The sequence below is a fragment of the Streptomyces sp. NPDC051578 genome (assembly GCF_044454045.1).
Classification (GTDB): Bacteria; Actinomycetota; Actinomycetes; order Streptomycetales; family Streptomycetaceae; genus Streptomyces.
The window spans coordinates 87,183-99,123 of the sequence record NZ_JBITDH010000014.1 but is presented as its reverse complement, the minus strand read 5'-3'; the positions used below and the strand labels follow the sequence as shown (position 1 = coordinate 99,123).

Annotated in this window: 8 protein-coding genes; 2 read left to right on the top strand and 6 right to left on the bottom strand. The window is 74.6% G+C overall.

Annotated features, from left to right (window positions below):
* Positions 1-321 precede the first annotated feature (321 nt).
* The 5 genes from ACIA6C_RS31825 to ACIA6C_RS31805 form a co-directional block, all read right to left on the bottom strand.
* Positions 322-1,209, bottom strand: coding sequence for an FCD domain-containing protein (locus tag ACIA6C_RS31825; protein WP_361131338.1), 888 nt, complete (start codon positions 1,207-1,209; stop codon positions 322-324).
* A gap of 205 nt (positions 1,210-1,414) precedes the next feature.
* On the bottom strand, positions 1,415-3,400 hold the full coding sequence (locus tag ACIA6C_RS31820; RefSeq protein WP_399281122.1) for an ATP-binding cassette domain-containing protein: 1,986 nt from the start codon (positions 3,398-3,400) through the stop codon (positions 1,415-1,417).
* 284 nt (positions 3,401-3,684) lie between these two features.
* Positions 3,685-4,431: an NUDIX domain-containing protein gene (locus ACIA6C_RS31815; RefSeq protein WP_361131333.1), complete on the bottom strand. Its 747-nt coding sequence runs from the start codon at positions 4,429-4,431 to the stop codon at positions 3,685-3,687.
* 69 nt (positions 4,432-4,500) lie between these two features.
* Positions 4,501-6,468, bottom strand: coding sequence for a glycogen debranching N-terminal domain-containing protein (locus ACIA6C_RS31810; RefSeq protein ID WP_399281119.1), 1,968 nt, complete (start codon positions 6,466-6,468; stop codon positions 4,501-4,503).
* A gap of 233 nt (positions 6,469-6,701) precedes the next feature.
* A complete protein-coding gene (locus ACIA6C_RS31805) occupies positions 6,702-7,964 on the bottom strand; it encodes a DUF4192 domain-containing protein (RefSeq protein ID WP_399281117.1) in 1,263 nt (420 codons plus the stop codon).
* A gap of 132 nt (positions 7,965-8,096) precedes the next feature.
* Between ACIA6C_RS31805 and ACIA6C_RS31800 the strand changes: the two genes are divergently transcribed.
* Both ACIA6C_RS31800 and ACIA6C_RS31795 read left to right on the top strand, forming a co-directional pair.
* The gene (locus ACIA6C_RS31800; RefSeq protein WP_399281115.1) at positions 8,097-10,256 is read left to right on the top strand and encodes a RecQ family ATP-dependent DNA helicase; all 2,160 of its coding nucleotides are present in this window, start codon (positions 8,097-8,099) and stop codon (positions 10,254-10,256) included.
* A gap of 214 nt (positions 10,257-10,470) precedes the next feature.
* Entirely contained in the window at positions 10,471-11,100 is a 630-nt protein-coding gene (locus ACIA6C_RS31795; protein ID WP_366079018.1) for a hypothetical protein, read from the top strand.
* Positions 11,101-11,222: 122 nt separating this feature from the next.
* Here ACIA6C_RS31795 and ACIA6C_RS31790 read toward each other — a convergent pair whose 3' ends face one another.
* A complete protein-coding gene (locus tag ACIA6C_RS31790; protein ID WP_399281113.1) occupies positions 11,223-11,885 on the bottom strand; it encodes a hypothetical protein in 663 nt (220 codons plus the stop codon).
* Positions 11,886-11,941 lie beyond the last annotated feature (56 nt).

Here is an 11,941-nt window from a genome sequence, read left to right as displayed (position 1 = left end):
ACACGTCTTTCCCTACTCGCCTGTTAATCTGTTAATCCGCCCTGGCGGGGGGGGGGGCGGGGGGGCGCCGCCCGCCCCCCCCCCGGGGGGGGGGCGGGGCCCGGGGCCCCCCCCGACACGTGGTGGAACCCCGCGCAGTGAACCCGCGCGGTGCACCGGGCGCGCCCGCGCTTGGGCCTCTCCGCGTCCGTGCTCCGGGCCTCTCCGCGTCCGTGCTCCGGGCCTCTCGGTGCCCGCGCTCCGGCCTCTCGGTGCTCGTGCCTCGGCCTCTCGGTTGCTCGTGCGTCGGCTTTCGGCTTCTCGTGCTCGCGCGTCGGCCTCTCAGTGCTCGCGCGGGGCCGGGACCACCCGCTCGACCTCCGGGTGCACGGTGAGCAGCTGGCGCATGGCGTTCTCGGCGCCCAGCGCGTCACCGGCGGCGAGCGCCTCGACCATGCGGGCGTGGTGCGCGACACAGGTCTCGCTGGGACGGTCGCAGGCAGTGACGGGGCTGCCGGAGACCTGGAGGGCGGCGGAGACGATGCCGGAGAGGTGCTCCAGCATGCGGTTGCCGGCGACCTGGATGAGCAGCGCGTGGAACTCGTTGTCGGCGCGAGCGAAGGTGATCGCGTCGCCCTGGCCGAGGGCGTGGCCCATGATCTCGACCATGTCGGCGAGCCGCTGCTGGATGTCGGGGCGGCCGTGGCCGGCGGCGAGGCGGGCGGCCAGCGGTTCGATGGTCCAGCGGAGCTCGTTGAGCTCGCGGCGCTGGTCGTCGCGCTGGGGGCCGAAGGCCCGCCACTCGATGATGTCGGGGTCGAGCAGGTTCCAGTCGGCGACGGGACGGACGCGGGTCCCCACGTTCGGGCGGGCGCTGACGAGGCCCTTGGCCTCCAGGACGCGCAGCGACTCGCGGACGACCGTCCGCGAGACCTCGAAACGCTGGCCGATCTCCTCGGGGACCAGTGGACGGTCCGCTCCGAGGTCGCCGGAGACGATCATCTGGCCGAGCTGCTGGACGAGTTGGCCGTGCAGTCCGCGGCCCCGGCTGCCTGCCGCCCGGCGGCCGACGCGGCTCAACTCGACGTCGGCGCCGTCCCAGTGGGGCGGCCCGACCCGGTCGGACCCGGGGGTCTCCGCGAAGGGGTAGCGGTCGAGTTCGCCCGGGCCTGCGAGACCGGAGTCGGCGTGGCGGGCGGCGGTCATCATGGTGTGCGCAAGGGTACTCACGAATCCTTTGTCGGCTGTGCCTCCATCACCCTTGAGGTCTTTGGTGAAAAGCACACGAAAGGGTGATCGGTGCCACCTACGCAATTGACGACTTATCGTAAAGAACCGGGCCTATTGCGGGGAGTTGCGGTCCCATTCGCGTGAGTCGGACTCCAACGATCCCGATCGCGCCCCGTCTCGCTCCGGAACGGTCAGCATCGGTCTCTCACCAGCGGACTCGGCTACGCAGTCCTGTGAACCCATAGGCGCACAACAGGACGATCAACGACAACACCAGGGCCGTACCGACGGGTTGGGCCATCATCCGCAGGACGCCGAGTACGAAGCGGTCCGCCTCCGGGGGCCAGTGCGCCGCGGACATCCCCCGCAGCCGCGAGACGATCCCGTCCACCGGGTACGCGGACGGCCCGGCCAGCGCCTTGCGCACCAGCGGCACGACCGCCACCGGAACCGCGAGCACCGCGGCCAGGCCGGCCGCCGTGGAGCGGAAGACGGCGGAGGCCAGGACGCCGGCCCAGGCGCAGCCCGCGAGCAGGCCCGCCCAGCTCGCGGCCGGGACGATCCACGGGGCGGGTGAGCGCAGGGGGGCGGCACCGAAGACCAGCCCGACGGCGCAGGCGTCGGCGAGGAGGGCGACGGCCCCGATCAGCAGGGCCAAGGCGGAGCAGACGCCGAGCTTCGCGGTGAGCAGCCCGAGCCTTCGCGGCACGGTGCCCCGGGCCGCCGCCAGGGCGGGGTAGCGGTACTCCTCGCCGAAGGCCAGGGCGCCGAGGAGTCCCGCGCCGAGGGCGGCGGGCGGCAGCGGCAGCAGCTCGGGCCAGGCGGCCAGCACCCGGTCACGGGGCTCGGCGCCGGCCCGGGCGAGCAGTACGGCGGTGATCGCGGAGACGGTGATCACCACGGCGGCGGTGAGCCAGGGGGTGGCGGTGCCGAAGACGCGGAGCAGTTCGTAGCGCAGGGGCCGCAGCGGACCGCCGACCTTGCGGACGGTCGAGGCCACGAGACCGGCGCCCCGGGTGTGGCCCAGGGCCGGCGGGACGTCCACGAGCGCGGCGTGAACGTCGCCGCCGCCCTGGTCGGTCCCGGTACCGGTCGCGGACCAGGTGCCGGCCCAGGATCCGGCGGGCAGCTCGGGGCCGCCGGGGAAGCCGGACGCGGCGTACGCCTCGGGGCCGGCTTGCTGCCCCGCCTGCTGCCCGGCCTCCCGGCGCGATTCCGCACGGGCGTCGATACGCACCTCGGCGCGGGCGTCGGTGGCGCGGGCTTCGGTGCGGGCCTGGGGGACGGGCCGGGCCGGCGTCCCCGCCTCGCCCGCATCACCGCAGTCCCCGGTCTCGTCGGCGAGCTGGTGGACCAGGACCCCGTTGCGGAAGGCCGCTTCGCCCACCTCCGCGCAGTTGCTGCCGTACACGGACAGGCGGGTGCCGCTCTCCGCGACGATCTCGACGGCGCGCTGGGCGGCCCGGGCCTCGCGCCCCAGTACGTCGGCCAGCCGGGCCGCGTGCGGAGTGCGTACGGCGACCCTCGGCCGCAGCCGGGTGCGGGCGAAGTCCGCGGCGTCCTGGTCGGCGACGAGCCGGCCCGCCTCGATGGAGACGACCCGGTCGGCGCCCCGGGCGGCCTCCTTGGCATCGTCGGTGGTGAAGAGCACCGCGCCGCCGAGGGAGGCGTGCCTGCGCAACAGCCCGTACAGCCAGCCGCGTTCGCGCGGGGACAAGTCCGCGGCGGGCTCGTCGAGCAGCAGCGTGCAGGGGTCGGCAAGGAGCGCCGCGGCGAGTGCGAACCGGCGCTCCATCGCGCGCGAGAGGGAGCCGAGCCGGTGGTCGCGCAGGCCTGCGATGCCGACGACCTCCAGCATGGTGTCGGCCCGGGCGGCCGGCACCCCGGCGGCGGCGCAGAGCATCCGCAGTTGGTTGCGGACGGTCCGCGACGGGTTGCCCGGCACGTCCCCGAGCAGGACTCCGACCTCACGGCCGGGATGCGGCACCTGGTGCAGCGGCCGGCCCCGGAAGTAGGCCACGCCGCGGCCCGGTTCGAGTTCGAGCATGAGCCGCAGGGCGGTGGTCTTGCCCGAACCCGGCTCGCCGAGCAGGGCGGTCACGCACCCGGGGCGGGCCTCGAAGGTGAGGTCGTCCACGGCGGGCGGAAGGTCTCGACGGGGTGTGCTGGTGAGTCCGATGGCCTGGAGCATCGCTTCTCTCGCGGGGGGTGAGACCGCTCTGCGGCAGGATGAGTACCGCAAGCAAGATAACGCGATATGTCCGATTTTCGGGGCAGGTGAGCCGCAGACCCGGCCGTGTCGCCACGCGGGCCTGCCCTCTCAGGGGCCGGCCCGGCGATACGGCGCGGGTCGACGTTACGGCGCGGGCCAACGTTACGGGGTGAGCCGGCGGCCCGTTCCGGCAGGACTCGGACCGGGATGATCCGGGCCGGGGCAAACCCGGCCGGGGTGAGCCGGGTAGGGCTAAAGGAGTGTCAGACCTCGGGGCGCAGCATCGGCGGGTTGAGCAAGGTGGCTCCGCCCGCCCTGAACAACTGGGCGGGGCGCCCGCCCTGACGGGTCGTGGTCCCTCCAGCCGGCACCAGGAACCCGGGCGTCCCGGTGACCTTGCGGTGGAAGTTGCGAGGGTCGAGGGCCACGCCCCACACGGCTTCGTAGACGCGACGCAGTTCACCGACGGTGAATTCCGGCGGGCAGAAGGCGGTGGCCAGGGAGGAGTACTCGATCTTGGAGCGGGCCCGCTCCACACCGTCCGCGAGGATCCGCGCATGGTCGAAGGCGAGGCCCGCGGAGGCCTGTTCCCCGGCCGCGAGGAGTTCGTCGACGGGGGCCCAGCGCGCGCTGTTGGCATCGCCGCCCGCCCTGGGCGCGGGCAGGTCCGGCGCCAGGACCAGGTGGGCCACGCTGACCACGCGCATCCGGGGGTCCCGCTTCGGGTCCCCGTAGGTGGCGAGCTGTTCGAGGTGCGCCCCGTTGCCCACGCCCGGAACGCCCGGATCGTGCGCGCACAGGCCCGTTTCCTCGGAGAGCTCCCTGGCCGCGGCTGCCGCCAGGTCCTCCTCGTCGCGCACGAAGCCGCCGGGCAGGGCCCAGCGCCCCTGGAACGGCTGCTCACCCCTGCGGACGACCAGCGCGCAGAGCGCGTGGCGCCGTACGGTGAGCACGACCAGGTCGACGGTGACGGCGAAGGGCGGGAAGGCCGACGGGTCGTAGGGCGACATGCCGCGATCATAGTCGTCTGCCTGACGATAAACAGAGCTTTGGTGATCCCGGAGACGGTGATCCGGAGCTCAGCCTCCAAGTTGCAGCGCATCAGCCGCCTCCTCCACCATGCCGAGCCCCAGACGGCTGACGCGTACGGCGAACGGTTCCCCGGCCACCCGCAGCCCCGAGAGGCGCAGGGCGCCGAGCGGAGCGCCCGCCAGGGGTGCGAGTGCGACCGTCCCGGCCGGGGCGTCCGGGCGGATCCCGGCGAGCGCGGTCAGGACGTGGATCCCGGCCGCCGCCGCCACCGCGGCGGGGCGGCAGGCCGCGGGGTGCGGGAAAGGGGCGCTGCCCGCGGTGCGCTGCTCCGCCGCGTACATCTCCGGAAGCCGGAACCCGAACCTCTCCGCCGCGTCGAGCAGGCCCCGCAGCAGTCCGGCCGCCTCCTTCTCGAAACCGGCCTGGGCCAGCGCCGCCACCGCGACCGCGCTCTCGTGTGCCCGTACGGCTCCGGAGCGGTGACCGAAGGGGTTGTGGCCCGGCTCGCGGGCCGCCATGCTCCGCAGGCCCCAGCCGGAATCCATCGCGGGGGCCCCGAGCAGCCGGGCGAGCTGTTCGGTACGGACCCGGTCGAGCAGGCCGGGGGCGAGCCGGCCACCGCCCAGCAGCCCGGTGTCCAGCAGGTGCGCGGCGGCTCCGGTCAGCCGGGCCAGCGGCCGTCCGTCGGGGTGCAGGGCCGCGGCCGGGCGCCCGCCGTCGGGACCGTCGATCCAGAAGCCGGTCCGGAACCTGCTCCGCAGTTCGGCCGCCCACTCCCGCCACTCCTGCGCCCCGTCACGTCCGCACCCGGCGAGCAGGTCGGCGCCGAGCACGGCTGCCCGGTGCGCGTGGGCCTGGGTTTCGCAGCGCCGGGGTCCCGGGTCGGGGTCGGCCAGGAAGCCGTCTTCGCCCAGGGCCCCGCGCAGCCACCCGAGGCAGCGTTCGGCGGTCGGCAACAGCCGGGCCACCTCCGCCTCGGGAAGCCCCCAGCGCCACGCTTCGGCCAGCACCGCCGGGAAGGCGAGCGTGGCCTCCGTTCCGGTGCAGCCGGGCGGCAGCTGGGGACCGGCCCCGCGCAGTGGCCCGGGGATCTTCCCGGCGTCGGGCCCCCGTCCCGCCGTCTGGGTCCGGGCCAGGGTGCGCAGGGTGGCTCCGGCCAGGCCGGTGCCGAGCGGCAGCGCCATACGGGCCGCCCACAGCGACTCGGCCGGTGCGAGGCCGAGCCGCCAGGGCACCCCTGCCGCGGCGAAGGCGTCACCCGGATCGGCGGGGTCCCTCAGGAGCAGGGCGGCCAGATCCTCGGCGCTGGTCCGGAACCAGGCCTCCGCCCTCGGGTCGTCCCCTTCGGCCCGCCCTTCGGACAGCGGGTTGGCCACCTGCCCGGCCGGGGCGCGCGCGGTGCGGTCGCCGGTGGTGCGGAGCTCGATGGTGCGGGATTGGCCCGGCCCCAGTTCGAGCTGCCAGCGGAGCAGGCCCGAGGAGGCGAGCGCGTCGTCGGGAGGCGGCTCGGCGACGGTAACGGCATGCGCCTCGCCGGTGCTCCAGCGCAGCCCGGCGGCGTGCACCCCGGCGGGGAGCTCCGCTCCGGCGCGGCCGGCCGCCACCGCGGCGAGCTCCGCCAGGTCGGTGCCGAGCGCGAGCTCCACGGGCAGGCGCACCGGCCGTGCCGCGTAGTTGTGCAGGGTGATCCGCTCGGTGCCGTCCGCGTGGCGGACCCGCTCGACTGCGATGTCGGGGTCGGGGCCGGCCTCGGCTCCGGTGCGGACGGTGGCGGTGAAAGCCGCCCGGTCCGCCCCGAGGCTGCGCCCTTGCACGGCGACCGGATCCCGGCCCCCGACGCGCAGGACGCACCGGGAGAGCAGCCGGCGCCCCGCGCGGTAGATCCCGTCGAGCCCGCGACCGGTGAGTTGGCCGTGCTCAGGCGAGATGGCCAGGCAGGGCGCGGCGACGCAGATGACGGCGCCGTGCACGGGCGGCAACTCGGGCCTGCGGGCCGGGGGTACGGGGTGAGCCATGCGTCGCCTTGTCTGCGCTCCGGTCGGTTTCGCTGGTCGGCGGGGCCGGTCACCCACCACCCCCCAGCTGAACGCCCCTGACCCGGCCCGGGTCACGGGCCCCGCCGACGCCTGAGCGCGGTGCCCGGCCCACGGGCCGCCCCCGGCGCTCCCCCACCCGAGCCGTGAGCCGCCCAGCGCTGGGGCGGTCCCCCGCCCGGCTCGCGAGCAGCCGAAGGCCCCCCGCTGCCGGCTCACCGGTCGCTCCCCGTGCCACGACGGGACTGGCGGCGGTCCGGCTTCGGGCGGCGGCCGGGCGGACGGGTGAGCGCGGGCGACCGCTTGCGGCGCGGCTCACGGCGCCTGCGTTCCTCCCGTAGGCACTCCCTGAGGCCCTCCGGGTCGATGCCCTCGTTGCAGGCGTGGTGCAGGAGCTGGGCGAACCTGTAGTCGGCGTCCGCCTGCAGGGCGAGCCCGAGCACGATCCGCGCGGTCGGCTCGTCCCCGGTGGACCACGACACCCAGCCCGCCAAGGTCAGCGGGGCGGCGGCGTGTTCCCCGTACGCCCCGACGCAGCGCCTGGCCAGGGCCCGCCACAGCCGCAGAGCGGGCCCCGCCTCCTCGTCCTCCATCCATTCGGCGGCGATGTCGCGGACCTCCCGGTCCTGCAGGCCGATGATGATCGCGGCGGCCTCGTCGTGGCCGAGCAGTGCGTCGTCCCAACTGTCAGCGCCGGGGCCGGTCTCGGCCGGCGGCGCGAGGGTCAGGCGCCGCATCAGGGTCCGGGCCGTCGCGAGGGTCTGCGCTCCGACCTCCTCCCGGCTCGCCCCGTCGAGGATCTTCGGCACCAGGGCGACGGCGGCACGTTCCAAGGCCTTCTCCTGTTCGACGGCTCGCGTCCCTTCGAGAGGTGCCAGGCGGCCTTCGATCTCCTTGAGGGACCCGCGGACCTGGATCCCGGCGAAGGTGGCCGCGGCGGCCATGACCGAGGTGCCGGGCAGGGCCATCGGGTTGCCTTCCGCCGGACAGCAGCGCTCGTCAGGGCAGGTGTAGGACCAGTAGCGGCCACCGGAGAGGCACAGGGCCTCCATGACGGGCACGTCGAGCGCGCCGCAGGCCAGCCGCAGCCGGTGGGCGAGCGGCCGCAGCCGGGTCATCACCCGCTGCGCGCTCTCCCCCGCGAGCGGGTCCTGGCAGAGGAAGACGACGATGCCGTCGGGTTTGCCGCCCCGGCGCTCGCTGCCCCGGATCAGGGTTTCGGCGGCCTGCCGGGCGGTGTCCTCCCATTCCGAGGGCGTCGAGGGGATGCCGACCCGAAGGCGGCCGCCGAAGCGGCCGCCTTCGCCGTGGACGGCGACCAGGACCAGCGAGTCCGTCGGGTGGAAGCCGAGCATGTAGGGCAGTGCGTCGGCCAGCTCGGCCGGGCTGCGCAGGGCGATCTGGGACGCCGTGGAGGATCCGGACGGGCTGGTGGAACGCCGTCCGGACGGACTGGGTGATTCGTGGTTCGTCGTCATGCGTCGACGGTCCCGCGCCTGATCATTTCGCGAAAGGCCTGTGGATAACTCGCCAAGCCGTTCGGATTTCAACATCCACAGGCCGGGTGCGGCATTGGCGCGATGTCAGAGGCATCGGGTTGCATGGGGGGCATGAACGCAGACCTGAGGTCCTCGGCCGATTCCGTACTCGCCCGCCTGGTGGGCGATGCCACGGGCACCGCGCGGCTGCGCGAGGACCAGTGGCGGGCGATCGAGGCCCTCGTCGCGGACAAGCGGCGTGCGCTGGTGGTCCAGCGCACGGGCTGGGGCAAGTCCGCGGTCTACTTCGTCGCCACCTCGCTGCTGCGTGCGAGCGGAGCCGGTCCGACCGTGATCGTCTCCCCGCTGCTCGCGCTGATGCGCAATCAGGTCGAGGCGGCAGCCCGGGCCGGCATCCACGCCCGCACCATCAATTCCGCCAACCCCGAAGAATGGGAGGGGATCCAGGCCGAGGTCGCGGCCGGTGAGGTCGATGTCCTCCTGGTGAGCCCCGAGCGGCTCAACAACCCGGATTTTCGGGACCAGGTGCTGCCCAAGCTGTCCGCCGCCACGGGCCTCCTCGTGGTCGACGAGGCGCACTGCATCTCCGACTGGGGGCACGACTTCCGCCCGGACTACCGCCGGCTGCGCACCATGCTGGCGGACCTCCCGCCGGGCGTCCCCGTGCTGGCCACCACCGCCACGGCGAACGCCCGGGTCACCGCCGACGTCGCCGAGCAGCTGGGCACCGGCGCCGGAACGGACGCCCTGGTGCTGCGCGGCCCGCTGGACCGCGAGAGCCTGAGCCTGTCGGTGCTGCCCCTTCCCGACGCCGCGCACCGGCTCGCCTGGCTCGCCGACCACCTCGGCGAGCTCCCCGGGTCCGGGATCATCTACACGCTGACCGTGGCCGCCGCCGAGGAGGTCACCGCCTACCTGCGCCACCGGGGCCACACGGTCTCCTCGTACACGGGCAAGACCGAGAACGCCGACCGCGAGCAGGCCGAGAACGACCTCCAGGCCAACCGCGTCAAGGCGCTCGTCGCCACGTCCGCCCTGGGCATGGGCTTCGACAAGCCCGACCTGGGTTTCGTGGTGCACCTGGGCTCGCCCTCCTCCCCCATCGCCTACTACCAGCAGGTGGGACGCGCCGGCCGTGGCGTGGAGCACGCCGAGGTCCTGTTGCTGCCGGGCCGTGAGGACGAGGCCATCTGGCAGTACTTCGCCTCCGTGGCCTTCCCGCCCGAGGAGCAGGTGCGCCGGACGCTGGACGTACTGGCCCAGGCGGGGCGGCCGTTGTCGCTCCCCGCGCTGGAGCCGCTGGTCGACCTGCGGCGCACCCGCCTGGAGACGATGCTCAAGGTCCTGGACGTGGACGGCGCCGTACACCGGGTGAAGGGCGGCTGGACGTCGACGGGCGAAGCGTGGAACTACGACGCCGAGCGCTACGCGTGGGTGGCGCGGCAGCGGGCGGCCGAACAGCAGGCGATGCGCGACTACGCGTCGACCACCGGATGCCGCATGGAGTTCCTGCGCCGCCAGCTCGACGACGAGGAAGCAGTGCCCTGCGGGCGCTGCGACAACTGCGCGGGAGCCCGCTTCACCGCGGAGGTCTCCGGGACCGCCCTGGAAACGGCCCGAGGTGAACTGGGGCGCCCCGGCGTCGAACTGGAGCCGCGCAAGATGTGGCCGACGGGTCTGACGGCCGTGGGCGTGGACCTCAAGGGCCGTATCCCGCCCGGGGAGCAGGCTTCCACGGGCCGTGCGCTCGGCCGGCTCTCGGACATCGGCTGGGGCAACCGGCTGCGCCCGATGCTCGCCCGGCAGACGCCCGATCAGCCGGTTCCGGACGATGTCGTCCAGGCGGTGGTAGCGGTGCTCGCCGACTGGGCCCGGGGCCCGGGCGGTTGGGCTTCGGGTGCTCCTGACGCTCCCGCACGACCGGTCGGCGTCGTCGCGTTGCCCTCGCGCAGCCGTCCGCAGCTGGTCGGCTCCCTGGCGGCGCGGATCGCCGAGGTGGGAAGGATGCCGCTGCTCGGAGCGCTCTCCTACACCGACGAGGCACCGGAGTTCGGCCTTCCCTCCTCCAACAGCGCCCAACGCGTGCGAGGACTCCATCTCGCCTTGACCGTACCTCCTGCCCTGGCTGCGACACTGGCGCAGGCGGACGGTCCGGTGCTCCTCGTGGACGACCGTGCGGAGAGCGGCTGGACGCTCGCGGTGGCCGCCCGGCTGCTCCGCCGGACGGGCGCGAAGGAGGTGTTCCCCCTGGTGCTGGCGCTCCAGCCATAACGAATGCGTCATGCACGGCGTGGCGGGGCAAGGATATGAACGGCATACCGGCGAATTCCGGTCGGTGGCCCCAAATGCTCATTGCCCCATGCTCGCGGGCCACGCGAGAATCGGAGAGCTCCCGATCGGCTCGTCGGCACTCCCCAGGGCCGTGCCGCGGCGCGCCCACATCCCAGCCGTGCCCGTCCTCGGGCGTGTACCCGAAGGGAGGACCGTGACCATCGGATTCGCCCCGCCCTCGACCACGTCCCTGACCACGGCCACCGGCGGCGCCAGTCGGCACGGCAGACTGCTCGAACCAGCCGAATGGTCGGCGGCGGGGGTACCCCTGCTGAGCAATCCGCGCGAGGTCGTCAGCGGGCTGCACTCCAGGCACCAGCCCGTGCCGTCCACCGCCGTGATCGCCGTGCTCGACCCGGAGGAACGGCTCGTCGCGAGTGCCTCGTTCGTGCAACGGTCCGCCTCGGCCGACGGCTGGGAGTACCGCAACGCGCTGCTGTCCCGGCTGCGTCGCGTGCTGCCGCACGACCTGCGGCGCCGGACCCCCGTGCGCACGGCGGTGCTGCTGTACTGCCGTGAGGGCGACGAGCGGTGGACCGAGGAGGACGGCGCCTGGATGTGGGGGCTGCGGGACGCCTGCACCCTGCACGGGCTGCGCTGCGGTGCGTACATCACGCTGACGCACGGAGGCTGGCAGGTGCTCGGCGAGGGCCGCGGCGGCCGCAGACCCAGCTCGGACTCCCGTCCCGAGTTCCTCGGTGCCACGTCGGCCGAACCGGCCCAGGCGCCCCTGCGCACCGGCGGCGGCGCGGCCGAGGCCTTGCGTCACACCGCCGCACGCTGAGCCCGTCGCGGCTCAGCGCGGCGCCGGAGCACTCCACCGGAACCCGGCCCCGTGGAAGGGGCTGCAGCGGGGCCGACTCCCGGCCCGCCCCGCTCTCCCCGCCCGCACCGGAGTACGGGCCGTCAGACCCCCGCGCCGAGCACGGAGTTGATCTGCTGCGCGTCGCCGCACACGATCAACAGCGCACCGGCCCGGGCGAGCGCGACCGGCAGCGCACCGGCCACCGCGTCGAGCGGACCGCCGTTGGCCGCGAAGACCACGACGGGACGGCCCGCGGCGCGCTTGGCCTGCGCCGCGTCCGCGTAGAAGACGTCGTCCCGGGCATCGTGCTGCGCCCAGTACGCGGCCTCGCCGAAGGACAGTTCGTGCGCGGCCCACGGGTGCGGGTCGCCCGTGGTGAGCACCAGGATGTCACCGGGCGCACGCCCGGTGTCGAGCAGCAGGTCGACGGCCTCCTCGGCCGCGTCCAGCGCGCCCTCGGCCGAAGCCGGGATCAGCTGGACCTGGGGCACCGCCGCCGAGACGGACGGCGTGGTGGGGGCTGCGGGAACGGGTCCGGGGGTGGTGGCCTGCGCCGCACGCTGCACGGGCGGGGCGGGCCTGGGGGCACCACCCGCGCGGCCGGTCGCCGCGGGGGAGGGCCCGGGGCGCCCGGGCCGGGGTACGGCTGCGGGACGCGGACCAGGTACAGGGCGGGGGGTCTGCGCGGTGCGGCTCGCGGCCGGCGTGACGCGGGGACCCTGGGCACTCTCGTGAATCTGAGGCTCCTCGGGGGTGAGAGGCATGAGTTGACATCTATCAAACACCGGTACGAAACGTACCGGCGCATGGCACGTGGGCG

Excerpts from the sequence above, each read along its gene's own strand:
- ACIA6C_RS31820 (WP_399281122.1), bottom strand. The coding sequence starts at position 3,400 with ATGCTCCAGGCCATCGGACTCACCAGCACACCCCGTCGAGACCTTCCG.
- ACIA6C_RS31815 (WP_361131333.1), bottom strand. The coding sequence starts at position 4,431 with ATGTCGCCCTACGACCCGTCGGCCTTCCCGCCCTTCGCCGTCACCGTC.
- ACIA6C_RS31810 (WP_399281119.1), bottom strand. The coding sequence starts at position 6,468 with ATGGCTCACCCCGTACCCCCGGCCCGCAGGCCCGAGTTGCCGCCCGTG.
- ACIA6C_RS31805 (WP_399281117.1), bottom strand. The coding sequence starts at position 7,964 with ATGACGACGAACCACGAATCACCCAGTCCGTCCGGACGGCGTTCCACC.
- ACIA6C_RS31800 (WP_399281115.1), top strand. The coding sequence starts at position 8,097 with ATGAACGCAGACCTGAGGTCCTCGGCCGATTCCGTACTCGCCCGCCTG.
- ACIA6C_RS31790 (WP_399281113.1), bottom strand. The coding sequence starts at position 11,885 with ATGCCTCTCACCCCCGAGGAGCCTCAGATTCACGAGAGTGCCCAGGGT.